At 72.1% G+C, this 14,903-nt stretch carries 11 protein-coding genes; 6 read left to right on the top strand and 5 right to left on the bottom strand.

All coding sequences use genetic code 11. From position 1 onward, the window contains the following. Window positions 1-4: 4 nt before the first annotated feature. Complete coding sequence (locus ABZO29_RS07515; RefSeq protein ID WP_367326070.1) at window positions 5-2,569, bottom strand: CHAT domain-containing protein; 2,565 nt, start codon at window positions 2,567-2,569, stop codon at window positions 5-7. A 184-nt stretch (window positions 2,570-2,753) separates the two neighbouring features. On the opposite strand from ABZO29_RS07515, the gene ABZO29_RS07510 reads away from it, so the two are divergent. The 3 genes from ABZO29_RS07510 to ABZO29_RS07500 all read left to right on the top strand — a co-directional run bounded on the left by ABZO29_RS07510 (window position 2,754) and on the right by ABZO29_RS07500 (window position 5,346). Next, on the top strand, window positions 2,754-4,172 hold the full coding sequence (locus ABZO29_RS07510; protein ID WP_367319356.1) for a S8/S53 family peptidase: 1,419 nt from the start codon (window positions 2,754-2,756) through the stop codon (window positions 4,170-4,172). Between the two features lie 80 nt (window positions 4,173-4,252). Continuing rightward, on the top strand, window positions 4,253-4,828 hold the full coding sequence (locus ABZO29_RS07505) for an RNA polymerase sigma factor (RefSeq protein WP_367319355.1): 576 nt from the start codon (window positions 4,253-4,255) through the stop codon (window positions 4,826-4,828). A gap of 5 nt (window positions 4,829-4,833) precedes the next feature. Beyond that, window positions 4,834-5,346, top strand: a complete 513-nt coding sequence (locus ABZO29_RS07500; protein ID WP_367319354.1) for a hypothetical protein — start codon at window positions 4,834-4,836, stop codon at window positions 5,344-5,346. Window positions 5,347-5,374: 28 nt separating this feature from the next. On the opposite strand, the gene ABZO29_RS07495 is transcribed toward ABZO29_RS07500, so the two are convergent. Next, window positions 5,375-6,172, bottom strand: coding sequence for an N-formylglutamate amidohydrolase (locus ABZO29_RS07495; protein ID WP_367319353.1), 798 nt, complete (start codon window positions 6,170-6,172; stop codon window positions 5,375-5,377). Between the two features lie 84 nt (window positions 6,173-6,256). On the opposite strand from ABZO29_RS07495, the gene ABZO29_RS07490 reads away from it, so the two are divergent. Continuing rightward, complete coding sequence (locus tag ABZO29_RS07490) at window positions 6,257-6,598, top strand: DUF5713 family protein (RefSeq protein WP_367319352.1); 342 nt, start codon at window positions 6,257-6,259, stop codon at window positions 6,596-6,598. 146 nt (window positions 6,599-6,744) lie between these two features. Here ABZO29_RS07490 and ABZO29_RS07485 read toward each other — a convergent pair whose 3' ends face one another. Both ABZO29_RS07485 and ABZO29_RS07480 read right to left on the bottom strand, forming a co-directional pair. Then, entirely contained in the window at window positions 6,745-8,964 is a 2,220-nt protein-coding gene (locus ABZO29_RS07485; RefSeq protein WP_367319351.1) for an NADP-dependent isocitrate dehydrogenase, read from the bottom strand. A gap of 511 nt (window positions 8,965-9,475) precedes the next feature. Continuing rightward, window positions 9,476-10,570, bottom strand: a complete 1,095-nt coding sequence (locus ABZO29_RS07480; protein ID WP_367319350.1) for a mechanosensitive ion channel family protein — start codon at window positions 10,568-10,570, stop codon at window positions 9,476-9,478. A gap of 233 nt (window positions 10,571-10,803) precedes the next feature. On the opposite strand from ABZO29_RS07480, the gene ABZO29_RS07475 reads away from it, so the two are divergent. Continuing rightward, window positions 10,804-11,526, top strand: a complete 723-nt coding sequence (locus ABZO29_RS07475; protein ID WP_367319349.1) for an SDR family oxidoreductase — start codon at window positions 10,804-10,806, stop codon at window positions 11,524-11,526. A 364-nt stretch (window positions 11,527-11,890) separates the two neighbouring features. Here ABZO29_RS07475 and ABZO29_RS07470 read toward each other — a convergent pair whose 3' ends face one another. Then, window positions 11,891-12,847, bottom strand: coding sequence for a YbhN family protein (locus ABZO29_RS07470; RefSeq protein WP_367319348.1), 957 nt, complete (start codon window positions 12,845-12,847; stop codon window positions 11,891-11,893). Window positions 12,848-12,991: 144 nt separating this feature from the next. Here ABZO29_RS07470 and ABZO29_RS07465 point away from each other — a divergent pair, with 144 nt between their 5' ends. Further along, window positions 12,992-14,899, top strand: a complete 1,908-nt coding sequence (locus tag ABZO29_RS07465; protein ID WP_367319347.1) for an ABC transporter ATP-binding protein — start codon at window positions 12,992-12,994, stop codon at window positions 14,897-14,899. Window positions 14,900-14,903: the final 4 nt, after the last annotated feature.

Here is a 14,903-nt window from a genome sequence, read left to right as displayed (position 1 = left end):
TCCCTCACGCCGCCCCGAACGCCGTGAACGCCCACCCCGTCGCCTGGTGCGTCGCGTCGCCCGGCAGCGCCGCCCGCGCGTCGCGCAGCGCCTCCGCCAGCGACAGGCCGGCGCTCAGCCCCTTGTGCAGGGCGAGCATCAGCGGCACCACCGCCGCGTCGTTGACCGGCGCGCTGCACGCCACCACGCCCGCCGTGCCCAGCGGCAGCAGGGCCGTGACCAGACCGAGGAGTTCGTCGGCGCCGACCGAGGCGAACCGGGCGGTGTCGCAGCAGGACAGGATGATCCGGTACGGGGTGCGATCGAGGCGCTCGAAGTCGTGCACGACGATCGGCCCGTCGGCCATCCGCAGGGACGAGAAGAGCGGGCTGTCGGCGCGGAACGTGCCGTGCGCGGCGATGTGGGCCAGTGCCGCGCCGTCGAGCTCCTCCAGGACGCGGGGCACGCGCGCGTCGTCGTCCTCCAGGACCGTCGGCCCGCCGTACCACTGGGCAAGTTCGGGCACCTCGGCACCGCCCGTCGCCAGGCCCGGTCCCCGCACCAGGACGTGCCCGCCGCCCGTCGGCGGTTCGGTCTCCCGGGCGCGCAGCCAGCTGCTCGCCGACGGCGACACGCTGAGCACCCGCTCCCGCAGGGACGGCAGCAGCGCCCACGGCACCCGGTGCAACCGCCCCGGCGGTACGACCACGACCGGGCCGGTGCCCAGATGGGCCGCCGCCGGACCGAGCAGCAGCTCCTCCAGACGGCGCCCGGCGGCCTCCACCACGGGCAGCCGGCCCTCCGCCCCCGGGTGGGCCAGCCGCCGCAGCCCCGCCTGTACGTGCTCGGCCTCGGTCTCCGCCTCGGCCAGCAGCCCGGCCTCGAACCGCCGCACCCGCCCCTGCCCGCACAGCAGCACCTGAACGCGCCCGTCGAGCACGGCGAGTTCGACCAGCCGCGCCTCGCCCAGCCGCTCCAGCAGCCGGCTCACGTCGAACCGGTCCCCGTCGCCGGGCGCGTCGCCGCGGATGTGCAGGGTCCGGGAGCGTACCTCCCGCTCCAGACGCCGCTGTTCCCGCTCCAGCGCCGGCACCGGCCGGCCGTCCCTGCGGGCCTCCTCCGCGCGGGAGGCGATCTCCCGGAACGCGGTCAGGCCGCTCAGCAGCGCCGGATCGGCGGGCGGCCGGGTGGGCGGCGCGGACAGCACCGTGGCCCGCCAGCGCTCGCTCCACTCCAGCAACCGCCGTGGACCACCGCCCGCCAGGCTCGCCCGCTGCGCCAGCGCGGCCAGTTCCGCGCCCTGTTCGGTGGCTCGGGCGCGCAACTCCGAGGCGCCGAGCGTCATCCGGTGGTCGTCGAGCACATCGAGTCCACGCCGGCATGCCTCGAGGACACCCCGGCTCGATCCCGCGACCTGCGCCGACAGGGCCTGAGCGGCCCAGCCCGTCATCCGCGCCAACGGCGGACCGCCGCGCCGGCTGCGGGCCGCGACGGCCAGATGCCGCTCCGCGTCGGCGGTCCAGCCCAGGGCGAGCGCGATCCGCCCGGCCAGCAGCGACGCCTCCGGCGCGGCCGGCGCGCCGAAGGACGCGAGCCGGTCGGCCACCGCGGCCGCGTCGGCCACCAGCCGCCCCGAGCCGCGCCCCGCGGCGACCCGCGCCTCGATCAGCACCAGCCGGGCATGCGTCTCCCACCAGGAGCGCCGCTGTCCGGCGAACAGCCGTACGGCCAGGTCGGCACGGGCGATCGCGGTGTGCGGATCGCCCGCCCTGCGCGCCGCGCGGGCGGCGGCCAGCAGCAGCTCCGCCTTGCGGGTGGACTGTCCGCCGATTCCGTCGAGCACCCCGATCGCCGCGTCCGCCTCGGCCAGCGCCTCGGGTGCCAGCCCGGCGGCCATCAGCACCTCGCAGCGCCGGATGTTGAGCATGAACGTCGGTGTGCCGAGCTTGGCGTACCGCTCCGCGGCCTCGTCGAGCAGGCGCAGCGCCGCAGGGATGTCGCCCGAGCGGAACGCGGCCAGGCCCCGGCTCTCCACGGCGTCTGCCTTGTCGTGCTCCTGGCCCGTGGTGTCCCACAGCCTCTCCGCCGCGGTGAAGTCGGCGTCGGCGCGGTCCACGGCGCCCAGCGCGAGGTGCACCGTGGCGCGCAGCGTCAGTGCCCGCGCCGTCCAGATGACGTCGTCCGCCTGCCGCAGCACGGGTGTGGCCCTGCGCACGTCCTCCAGCGCCTCGCGATGATGGCCGAGCACCCACCAGGCGTAGGCCCGCCGGAACAGGACGCGCGCGCGGGTGTGGCCCGTACCGATGGTGACACCGCGGTCGAGCGCGGCCAGCCCCTGCCGGGTGCGGCCCGCGTGCACCAGCGCCACGCCCAGCGCGGCGAGCACGTCCGCCTCCCGCTCGGCCGACTCCGCCCGCGCCGCCAGGTCCCGGGCACGCCGCAGATGCTCCAGGGCGAGCCGCATGTCGCCCCAGTCCCGCTGCCAGATGCCGATCACCTGGTGGGCGACCGAGGCGTGCAACGGCGGCGGATCGGTGTCCAGCAGCTCCTGCGCCCGCGTCAGCGCGTCGTTCGGGGCGGCGAACACCATCGGCAGCAGTTCGAGAACCGAGTTGCTTCCCGCTGTCACTCCACGGATGGTAGTGCTCGCGTCTGCACGACACACCGGTTTGGCGCCGCAGCGGTGGAAGCACCGGTTACGCATCAGCTGTATCAAGCGGACGCTCCGCGGCTCTGACTGACTGAGTACCACCGCCTCAGGGGGAGGACACGCCATGGCACCTCACCGATTCCACGAGCAGTTCGATCAGATCCAGCGCTCGATGCCCGACGTGCCCCTGGCGCTGGGGCCGGACGACGCCGCCGAGTTCATCTACGAGAAGGGCGTCGTGCTCGCCCGCGACGGCGAGGAGGCCCGGACCGTCGAGGACACCGTCCGCGAGCACTTCACGGCGGCCACCGGGCTGGTGGCGGACCATGTGCGCCGCGCGAGCCCGGAGACCAACCGCTCCGGCATCACCCGCATCCAGGTGGGCGACCCCGGACACGGCGACCGGCACGGGGACCGGGCCGTCGCCGGTGCGCTGCGCGCGCTCAGGGAGCAGGAGGGACGCCGGGGACGCCGGCTGGTCAGCCGCAACCACGTGGTGGGCATCGCGGTCAACTCCTGCCCCGGCGACGAGCCGGCGCCCGCCCCGGTCGCCCTCCCGCCGAACCCCGCTGCCGCCGAGGGCGCGTACGACCAGGACACCGCCGTCGGCGTCCTCGTCATCGACAACGGCCTGACGCACGACTACCGCTCGTACCCGCTGCTGGCCCACACCGAGGGCGACGGCCAGATCAAGGAGACCGACGACAACGGGATCCTCCAGCAGTACGTCGGGCACGGCACGTTCATCGCGGGGCTCCTCGCCGCCGTCGCGCCCAACACCGACATCACGGTGCGCAACACGCTCAACGACGCGGGCGCCGTCCTGGAGGACCAGTTCGGCGAGCTCCTCTTCGACACCGTCGAGGAGAGCGGCTGGCCGGACATCCTCAGCCTCTCCGCCGGCACGCCCAACGGCCGCGTCGACGGCCTGCTCGGCGTGGACGCCTTCATGCAGGAGCTGCGCAGCCGGCACACCCTGCTGGTGGCCGCCGCCGGCAACAACGCCAGTGCCACACCGTTCTGGCCGGCCGCCTACGCCTCCCTGCCCGACTACGCGGACGTGGTCCTGTCGGTCGGCGCCCTGCGCAGCGACGGCGAGTTCGGCGCCTGCTTCAGCAACCACGGCGCATGGGTGAAGGTCTACGCCCCCGGCGAGCGCCTCGTCAGCTCCCTCACCGGCTTCGACGCGCCCGTCCCGTACGTCTACCGGCATTCCACGTACGACGCCTGCCGCTTCGGCTTCGCCTACCACTGCACCTGCCAGTACCCGCGGCACACCGGTGTGTTGAGCGACGACGGGGCCTCCGCCAAGCCGGACCAGGTGATGTTCGAGGGATTCGCGCACTGGAGCGGCACCTCGTTCGCCACCCCTGTCGCCGCCGGTCTGGTCGCCGCCCACATGACGGCGAACAAGGAGACCGACCCGCGCGTGGCGGCGAGGCAACTGCTCGCCGCGAACACCGAGTTCGCGGAGGTGCGCGGGGCGCACGTACCGGCGCTGCGTCCGTACACCTGGCGCCCGGTTCCGGTCACGCCCGCATGAGCGCTCTTCACTCCGGTACGAAGGCGGAAGCGGCCCCGGCCACGGCGTACGATGACTTGCCGTACTCGAGGGGTGGGGCCGTGGAGCGTGGAGATGTCGGCGTGCTCGTCCAGTCCGCAGTCGGCGGCGACGCGGCGGCCTGGAAGGCGCTGGTGGAGGGGCTGAGCCCACTGGTGTGGTCCGTCGTACGCGCGCACCGGCTCTCCGACGCCGACGCGCACGAGGTGTACCAGACCGTGTGGTTCCGCTTCGCCCAGCACCTGGGGCGGATCCGTGAGCCGGACAAGGCGGGATCGTGGCTGGCGAGCACCGCGCGCCACGAGAGCCTGAAGGTGCTCAAGAGCTTAAGGCGGCTGACCCTCACCGACGATCCTCAGGTCCTGGACCGGGCCAGCGAGGACCGTACGCCCGAGCAGTCGCTGCTGGATTCGGAGGAGGCGGCCGCCGAGACCGAGCGCATCCGGTACGTGTGGCAGGAGTTCGAGGAACTCGGGGAACGCTGCCGTCAGTTGCTGCGCGTCCTGATGGCCTCGCCCCCGCCCAGCTACCAGGAGGTGTCCGCCGCGCTGGGCATCGCCGTGGGCAGCATCGGGCCGTTGCGCCAGCGATGTCTGCGCCGCCTGCGGGCCCGACTCGACGCACGGGGAGTGCTGTGAACGACATGAACGCAACGAACGACGACGTCTTCGACCACGACGACGCGTTCGACGAAGCCGACGACGAGACCTTCGCCGACGCGGAGTTCGACGTGGGCCGCCTGGAGCACGAACTCCGCCAGGCCGCCGCGATCCTGGACCCCGTGCCGGCCGAACTGCGCCGGATCGCCGTCGAGGCGTACGCGCTGCACGACCTCGACGCCCGTATCGCCGAGCTGACGTTCGACTCGCTGGTCGACGCCATCCCGGTGAGGGGAGCGACGGACGTTCCGCGGATGCTGACGTTCCACACGGGCCAGCTGACCGTCGACGTCGAAGTGACGGCCGAGGGCCTGATGGGTCAGGTGCTCCCACCACAGACGGCCGGCATCGAGGTCCTCAGCGGCCCCCAGACGGGCGTGACCCTGACGGCGGACTCCATGGGCCGCTTCACCAGCGACGCCCCACCCACCGGCCCCTTCGCCCTCCGACTGCGCACCGGCGACGAGGTGGTCGTCACGGAGTGGCTGCGCGCCTAGGGCTCCGTCTGCGGCATGATCCGCGAGGTCAACGCGACAGGGCGTCGACCAGCCGTGCCAGGGCCGAGGCGAGGCGGGTGAGGCCGGGGCCGGCGGGGCCGCCCGGCTCGGTCATGTACGTGTCCCGGCGGATCTCCACCATCAGGGCGGTCACGCGCGGCTCCTTGCCGTAGAAGTCGAGCGGCACGTACGTCCCGCTGAACGGGCTGTCCAGTCCGGACTCCCCGCACTCCGCGAACGCCTCCCGCGCGGCCGCCACCAGCTCGGGCGGAGTGTGGAACGAGTCGGTGCCGAGGCAGACCGGCGGCCGGGGCCCCTCCCCGTGCAGCTCGTAGGGCAGCGCTTCGCTCGGATAGGAGTGCACGTCGATGATCACCGCTCGCCCGGCCGCGGCCAGCCGGCCGGCCACGGCATCCGTCATGGCCTGTGCGTAAGGCCGGAAGTAGCGCGCGACCAAGGGATCGGCGTCGGTGTCCTCCGGTCGCAGCACGGTCCGGTGCGTGGTCCGCGTGTAGACCGCGCCCATTCCCACGGCCCGCATCTCCTCCCGCTCGTCCGGGAACCGCTCCGGGTCGACGACCAGCCGGGAGAGCCGGTTGACGAACCGCCAGGGCGCCACGGCCGACGACCCGGCCGCCTCTTCCGCGATCTCCGCGGTGTGCGCGTCGGTGATGTGATCGAGCTCCCGCTCCAGCGCCTCGTCGTGGAGCACGATGCCCTCACGCACCGCGGCCGGTATCTCCCGTGCGGAGTGCGGCACATGAAGGATCACCGGCGATTCCGCGGCTCCGGCCAGGAACGCGAAGGACGGTGCGGCAGGGGTCATGAGGCTGCTCCCGGGGCGTTGTCAGTGGCGTGATGCATGATCAAGGTGCCACATCGGATCCGTCTCCCACGTCGAGGAAGCCGCATGCCCGTCAGCAACCAGCAGGTGACCGCACACAAGTTTCTCAAGGGGCTGTACCGGAGCGACTACTACCCCGATCGCGTGGTGGACCGGGGCCGGGACATCCTGCTGCGGCTGTGCGCGCGCGTCGAGGCCGAGCGGCCCGCCGACCTGGCCGCGCTCTACGTCCTGACTCAGGCGGCCACCGAGGAGTTCAACGACCTTCAGGCGGCCTTCGAGGAGGCCGACAGCGAGATCGAGACCGTGGCCCGCGAGGAGATAGCCGAGGACTTCTGGTTCGTCGCCCAGGCCTACGGCTTCACGGACGCGGACGTCGAGGAACTCATCGCGACACGGGACTGGTGAAAGCGCGGGCACATTCGCCCTGCAAAAGGAACACCGGTACACCCCGGACCGTCATCCGGCGATCCTCCCGGACGGAAGCGCTCCGCCCCGGCCGGGCAGCTGCCGACCGGGGCGCAGTAAGGGAACGGGTCACAAGGACCCTCGCGTCAGCTCAGGGACGCCAGCGCCTCGTTCCAGGTCGCCGACGGGCGCATGACCGCGGCGGCCTTGGCCGGGTCGGGCTGGTAGTAGCCGCCGATGTCGGCCGGCTCGCCCTGGACGGCGATCAGCTCGTCGACGATCGTCTGCTCGTTCGCGGCGAGCGTCTCGGCGAGCGGGGCGAAGGCCTTGGCCAGGTCCGCGTCGTCGGTCTGCTGGGCCAGCTCCTGCGCCCAGTACAGGGACAGGTAGAAGTGGCTGCCGCGGTTGTCGATGCCGCCGACACGACGGGTCGGGGACTTGTCCTCGTTGAGGAAGGTCGCCGTGGCACGGTCCAGGGTGTCGGCGAGGACCTTGGCACGGGTGTTGCCCGTGGCCGTTGCGTACTGCTCGAGGGACGGCACCAGGGCGAAGAACTCGCCCAGGGAGTCCCAGCGCAGGTAGTTCTCCTTGACCAGCTGCTGGACGTGCTTCGGCGCGGAGCCGCCGGCGCCCGTCTCGAACAGGCCGCCGCCGGCCATCAGCGGGACGACCGACAGCATCTTGGCGCTGGTGCCCAGCTCCAGGATCGGGAAAAGGTCGGTCAGGTAGTCACGCAGCACGTTGCCGGTGACGGAGATCGTGTTCTCGCCACGGCGGATGCGCTCGACCGACAGCTTGGTGGCCTCGACGGGGGAGAGGATGCGGATGTCCAGGCCCTCGGTGTCGTGCTCCGGCAGGTACGCCTTGACCTTGGCGATCAGCTGCGCGTCGTGGGCGCGGGTCTCGTCCAGCCAGAACACCGCCGGGTCGCCGGTGGCGCGGGCGCGGGTGACCGCGAGCTTCACCCAGTCCTTGATCGGGGCGTCCTTGGTCTGGCAGGCGCGGAAGATGTCACCGGCGGAGACGGTCTGCTCCAGGACCACGTTGCCGGCCTGGTCCACGAGGCGGACCGTGCCGGTGACCGGGATCTCGAAGGTCTTGTCGTGGCTGCCGTACTCCTCGGCCTTCTGCGCCATCAGGCCGACGTTCGGGACGGAGCCCATCGTCGACGGGTCGTAGGCGCCGTTGGCCCGGCAGTCGTCGAGCACGGCCTGGTAGACGCCGGAGTAGCTGGAGTCCGGCAGCACCGCGAGGGTGTCGGCCTCCTGGCCGTCCGGGCCCCACATGTGGCCGGAGGTGCGGATCATGGCCGGCATGGAGGCGTCGACGATCACGTCGGACGGCACGTGCAGGTTGGTGATGCCCTTGTCGGAGTCGACCATCGCCAGCGCCGGGCCCTCGGCGAGCTCCGCGTCGAAGGAGGCCTTGATCTCGGCGCCCTCGGGCAGCGACTCGATGCCCTTGAGGATGCCGCCCAGACCGTCGTTCGGGGTCAGACCGGCCGCGGCGAACGTCTCGCCGTACTTCGCGAACGTCTTCGGGAAGAACGCGCGCACCACGTGACCGAAGACGATCGGGTCGGAGACCTTCATCATCGTGGCCTTCAGGTGGACGGAGAACAGGACGCCCTCCTCCTTGGCGCGGGCGACCTGAGCGGTCAGGAACTCGCGCAGCGCGGCGACACGCATCACGGAGGCGTCGACGACCTCGCCCGCGAGGACGGGTACGGACTCGCGAAGGACGGTGGTGGAGCCGTCGTCGCCCTTCAGCTCGATGCGCAGCGCGCCGTCCTCGGCGATCACCGCGGACTTCTCGGTGGAGCGGAAGTCGTCGGCGCCCATGGTCGCCACGTTCGTCTTGGACTCGGCGGTCCAGGCGCCCATGCGGTGGGGGTGGGTCTTGGCGTAGTTCTTGACCGACGCGGGGGCGCGGCGGTCGGAGTTGCCCTCACGCAGGACCGGGTTGACGGCGGAGCCCTTGACCTTGTCGTAGCGGGCGCGGATCTCGCGCTCCTCGTCCGTCTTCGGGTCGTCCGGGTACTCCGGCAGCGCGTAGCCCTGCCCCTGCAGCTCGGCGATCGCGGCCCTGAGCTGCGGGATCGACGCCGAGATGTTCGGCAGCTTGATGATGTTGGCCTCGGGCGTCCTGGCCAGCTCGCCCAGCTCGTGGAGGGCGTCCGGGATCCGCTGGTCCTCGGTGAGGTACTCCGGGAACAACGCGATGATGCGCCCGGCCAGCGAGATGTCACGGGTCTCCACAGCGACACCCGCCTGCGAGGCGTACGCCTGGACCACCGGCAGGAAGGAATACGTCGCCAGGGCCGGGGCCTCGTCAGTGTGCGTATAGATGATGGTCGAGTCAGTCACCGGGTGCTCCGCTCCACGTCTGCAACATTGCTCGACATCAAGATATCTCGTGATCGAGATCCACTCGACAGGGGCTCCGCTCACACTTTCGCCGCCGGGTGCGGCGTACGCCGGGATCCCCGTGGTCAGGGCCGTTGCCGTGCAGATCAGGGCGGCCCGGGCCGGCCACCGCCCGATGAGCTGTGAGGCGACGGCGATGTCATCCTCCGTCGACGCCGAGGCGCTGGTGGCGCGCCAGGTGCAGGGGCGGACTCGGTAGCCGTCGTTGCCGAGGGCCGGGAAGACGGGGTCCCCCCAGGGTTTCCGGGCCGGGCGCGGCTTTCTCCCGCGGCGCCGGTCTCCGGCTCCAGGACCTGACCGGCTTCCCGCGGGACCGGCTGTGCGGCACGACGACGCCGCGGATGCCCGGCCACCCGGACTGGACGGTCACACCGGTGAAGCCGTCCCTCGTCGTCCCGCACAGCCGGACGGACGGGCACCACCACGACGACTCGGCCACGCTGCAGGGCCGTCAGTCGAGGCGGGCGGGGGACACTCCGTCCGCCTCCTCGACGATCCGCTGCTGCGGGATCGCCACCGACCCCTGCTGCAGCGCCACCGTCCGCGTCGGGGCCGGAATGCGGATGCCCTCCTCGCGGTAGCGCTTGTGCAGGCGCTTGATGAACTCGTGCTTGATCCGGTACTGGTCGCTGAACTCGCCGACGCCCAGGATGACCGTGAAGCCGATCCGGGAGTCGCCGAAGGTGTGGAAGCGGATCGCCGGTTCGTGGTCGGGGACCGCGCCGGTGATCTCGGTCATCACCTCGGCGATGACCTCCGTGGTCACCTGCTCGACATGGTCGAGGTCACTGTCGTAGGCGACGCCCACCTGCACCAGGATGGTCAACTGCTGCTCGGGACGCATGAAGTTGGTCATGTTCGACTTCGCGAGCTCCCCGTTGGGGATGACGACCAGGTTGTTGGACAGCGCCCGGACCGTCGTCTGACGCCAGTTGATGTCCTCGACGTAGCCCTCCTCGCCGCTGCTCAGCCGGATGTAGTCACCGGGCTGGACGGTCTTGGAGGCCAGGATGTGGATGCCCGCGAAGAGGTTGGCGAGCGTGTCCTGCAGGGCGAGCGCGACGGCCAGACCGCCGACACCGAGCGCGGTGAGCAGCGGTGCTATGGAGATGCCCAGTGTCTGCAGCACCACCAGGAAGCCGATCGCCAGGACCAGAACCCGGGTGATGTTCACGAAGATCGTGGCCGACCCGGCGACCCCGGAGCGGGACTGGGTGACCGTCCGCACGAGGCCGGCGACGAGCCGGGCCGCCGTCACCGTGACCACGAAGATGAGCAGCACGGTGAGGATCTGGTTGACGTTGCGCTGGACCGTCCTGGTCAGCGGCAGCACCGCGGCGGCGGACGCCGCGCCGGCCGCGATCGCCGCCCACGGCACCACCGTGCGCAGGGCGTCCACGATGACGTCGTCCCCGCTCCAGCGGGTGCGGTCGGCGTGCTTGCCCAGCCAGCGCAGCAGCATGCGCAGCAGGAACCCCGCCACCAGACCGGCGGCCACGGCGACTCCGGCGAGGATCAGGTCGTGCAGGGTCAGGGCACGGTTCACCGGTCACCTCCGGGGAGACGATCCGCGGTCCAATGGTCCGCCGACGGCCGGATGTGATGTCTCGTCACGATGTCACCTGTTCGATTCCGGGATGTGCGATCGCGCCGGGACCTGTACGGGACGACAAGCGGCGCGACCGTTCATCCTGCCGTATCCGGCACGGGAGTTCGTAGGGGGCAGGGTGGCGAAGGGTGCTTCTCGGACACAATGGTCGTGGACCCAGGGAGTTCCCGATGGCAGTCGCACACACCGGCGGCCCGGAGTCGTCGCCCGTCGCGGTGGTGACCGGCGCCAACCGCGGCCTTGGGTACGAGGTCGTACGGCAGCTCGCCGAGCGCGGGCACCGAGTCGTCCTCGGCTCCCGCGACCTCGAGAAGGGCCGGGCGGCCGCCGCACAGCTGGATCCCGGAGGGCGGTGGGTGACCGCCGTGCAGCTCGACGTGGCCGACGAGGCGAGCGTCGTCGCCATGGCCGAGTGGGTGACCCGGCATCTCGGCCGTGCCGACGTGCTCGTCAACAACGCGGCGATCCTCTACGACACCTGGGCCCGGGCCCGGACTGCGGATCTCGACGAGGTCCGCCGGGCGCTGGACACCAACCTGTTCGGGGCCTGGCAGGTCACGCAGGCCCTGCTGCCGCTCCTCGAGCGCAGTCCGCACCCCAGGGTGGTCAACGTCAGCAGCGAGGGCGGGTCGCTGGCGGGGATGACCGGCGGCACGCCCGCGTACAGCGTCTCCAAGGCCGCCCTCAACGCCCTCACCCGGCTGCTCGCCGGTGAGCTGCGCGGCCACGGCGTGCTCGTCAACGCCGTCTGCCCCGGCTGGACCGCCACCGACATGGGCGGCGGAGGCCGTCCCGTGCCCGAGGGCGCCGTCGGGATCGTTTGGGCGGCCACCCTGCCCGACGGCGGCCCGACGGGTGGTTTCTTCCGGGACGGCGAGCCGCTGTTGTGGTGACGACCTCACCAGGCTGTGTCAGATCACTTTCAGCGGTGCCAGCGCTCCCGGCGTCATCGCGCCTGGCACGTCCCGTGCCCGAGGGCGCCGTCGGGATCGTTTGGGCGGCCACCCTGCCCGACGGCGGCCCGACGGGTGGTTTCTTCCGGGACGGCGAGCCGCTGTTGTGGTGACGACCTCACCAGGCTGTGTCAGATCACTTTCAGCGGTGCCAGCGCTCCCGGCGTCATCGCGCCTGGCACGTCCCGTGCCCGAGGGCGCCGTCGGGATCGTCTGGGCGGCCACCCTGCCCGACGGCGGCCCGACGGGTGGTTTCTTCCGGGACGGCGAGCCGCTGTTGTGGTGACGACCTCACCAGGCTGTGTCAGATCACCTTCAGCCGCACCAGCGCTCCCAGCGTCAACGCACCCGGTACCAGCGGCAGCCAGACCGTGATGATCCGGTAGGCCAGGACTACCGCCGTGGCCACGGCCGCCGGGCCGCCCGCCGCCACCAGTGCCACGATCAGCGCCGCCTCCACCGAGCCGAGCCCGCCCGGAGTGGGCACGAGGGCGACGGCGACGGTCGCCGCCAGATAGGCCACCGCCATGTGTGCCGGCGGCACCGGCAGGCCCAGCGCCTGCCCCACCGCGGCCAGTCCGGCGGCCTGCAGCGCGGGAAACGCCAGCGAACCGCCCCACAGGGCCAGCGCCCGCGCCGGACGGGTGTGCACGGAGCGCGCCTCGCCCAGCGCGGTGCGCAGGAAGGAGCACGCGGCCGTACGCAGCCGTCGTACGCCCCCGAGCACGGCCGCCGCCACGACCGCGACGGCGGCGACGGCGAGCAGCAGCGGGCCGAGAGCCCCCGCGGGGAGGAGCGTGCCGAGCCGCAGCGCGCCGGGGAAGGCGACGAGCAGCACGGCGAGCAGACCCAGACGGCCGACGCACTCCGCGAGCAGGTACAGCGCGAGGGCGGCGGAGGAGCGGGCGAGCGGCACCCCGCACACCGTCATGAAGCGCAGATTGACCGCGCTCGCGCCGAGCCCGGTCGGCAGCAGATGGTTGGCGGCGCCCGCCGCGAACTGCGTGGCGAGCAGCCGCCGCCGGGGCAGCCGCTCCACGACGGCGCCCTGGCGGGTGAAGGCCGCCGCCACCCAGGTCATACAGGTCGCGCTGGCCGCGGCCAGCAGCCACGGCCACTGGGCCGTCCGCAGATGGCCGAAGCCCTCGGCGAGAACGGACCGGTGCTGGACCGCGACTCCGGTGACGAGCAGGAGCGGGAGCAGGCACAGGATCTGGCGGACGGGGAGGTTCCGCCGTTGGGGGAGTTGTACCGCTGTCACATCCGGAGAGGTTTTCCGCACCTCGCCAACTGCGGGTTGCGGGAGCGGGGACGCCACATTACGTACGGTCATCGGATCCTTCGCGCAGGGGACGGGACGGCGGACATTGACCTCAATGATGCTTGAGGTTCTAAGTTCGTCTCCATGAGCATGGAGACCACCGCCTGGATGCAGCTGCACAGCGTGATGAACGCGCAGCAGGAGCGCCGCCCCTTCGACCGCACCACACTGCGCCGCATCGGCGCGTTCGCCCGCCCGCACCGCCGCCGGATCGCGCTCTTCGTCGTGCTCGGGGTGGTGACGGCCCTGCTGGCCGTCGCGACGCCCGTACTGGCCGGGCGTGTCGTCGACGCGATCGTGTCGGGCGGCGACGAGGGGACGGTCGTACGACTCGCCCTGCTGATCGCGCTGATCGCGTTCCTCGAGGCGGCCCTCGGCATCCTCGGCAGACGGCTCTCGGCCACGCTCGGGGAGGGCCTCATCCTCGATCTGCGGACGGCTGTGTTCGATCATGTGCAGCGCATGCCGGTCGCGTTCTTCACACGCACTCGTACGGGGGCGCTCGTCTCCCGTCTCAACAACGACGTGATCGGCGCCCAGCGCGCGTTCAGCAACACCCTGTCCGGTGTGGTCAGCAACCTGGTCACGCTGCTGCTCACCCTCGCGGTCATGCTCACCCTGTCCTGGCAGATCACCCTGCTGTCGCTGGTCCTGCTGCCCGTGTTCGTGATCCCGGCGCGGCGCATGGGCAGCCGCATGGCCAGGATGCAGCGGGAGGCGGCCCAGCTGAACGCGGCCATGGGCACCCGCATGACCGAACGCTTCTCGGCGCCCGGCGCCACACTGGTCAAGCTGTTCGGGCGGCCGGAGGAGGAGTCGGCGGAGTTCGCGGCGCGGGCCCGGCGGGTGCGGGACATCGGCGTACGGACGGCGACCGCGCAGTCGGCGTTCATCACCTCCCTGACCCTCGTCTCCGCCCTTGCCCTCGCCCTCGTCTACGGCCTCGGCGGCTGGTTCGCCCTGCGCGGCACCCTCGAGCCGGGCGCCGTCGTGTCGCTCGCCCTGCTCCTCACCCGCCTCTACGCGCCGCTCACCTCGCTGGCCGGCGCGCGCGTCGAGGTGATGAGCGCCCTGGTCAGCTTCGAGCGCGTCTTCGAGGTGCTCGACCTGGAACCCCTCATCGAGGAGAAACCGGACGCACGCGAGGTCCCGGCCGGCCCGGTCGCCGTCGAGTTCGACAACGTCCGCTTCGGCTACCCGTCCGCCGACAAGGTCTCCCTCGCCTCCCTCGAAGAGGTCGCCACCCTCGACACCCGGGACGGCGCGGAGGTCCTGCACGGCGTCTCCTTCCGCGCCGAACCCGGACAGACCGTCGCCCTGGTCGGCTCGTCCGGCGCGGGCAAGTCGACGGTCGCGCAGCTGCTTCCGCGTCTGTACGACGTCGACGAGGGCGCCGTACGTCTCGGCGGCGTCGACGTCCGCGACCTGAGCGCGGCCTCCCTGCGCGACACCCTCGGCATGGTCACCCAGGACGGCCACCTCTTCCACGACACGGTCCGCGCGAACCTGCTCCTGGCCCGCCCCACGGCGACCGAGCCCGAACTCCGGGACGCACTGCGCCGGGCCCGCCTCGACGACCTGGTCAACTCCCTGCCCGACGGACTGGACACGGTCGTGGGCGAACGCGGCTACCGCCTCTCCGGCGGAGAACGCCAGCGGATGACCATCGCCCGTCTGCTGCTGGCCCGCCAGCGCGTCGTCATCCTCGACGAGGCCACCGCCCACCTCGACAACACCTCGGAGGCGGCCGTCCAGGAGGCGCTCACGGAGGCGCTCCAGGGCCGCACCGCGGTCGTGATCGCGCACCGTCTGTCCACGGTGCGCGCGGCGGACCTGATCCTGGTCGTCGAGTCCGGCCGGATCGTCGAACGCGGCACGCACGAGGAACTGCTGGCGGCCGGGGGACGCTACGCGGAGCTGTACCGGACGCAGTTCGAGCGGAAGCCGGGCGACGTGACGGAGATCGCGGCGGCGGGGGAGGCGGTGGCGTAGGGCC

This window comes from Streptomyces sp. HUAS ZL42 (assembly GCF_040782645.1).
Classification (GTDB): domain Bacteria; phylum Actinomycetota; class Actinomycetes; order Streptomycetales; family Streptomycetaceae; genus Streptomyces.
The sequence above is the reverse complement of the archived record's forward strand: the minus strand, read 5'-3'. Positions and strand labels throughout refer to the sequence as shown.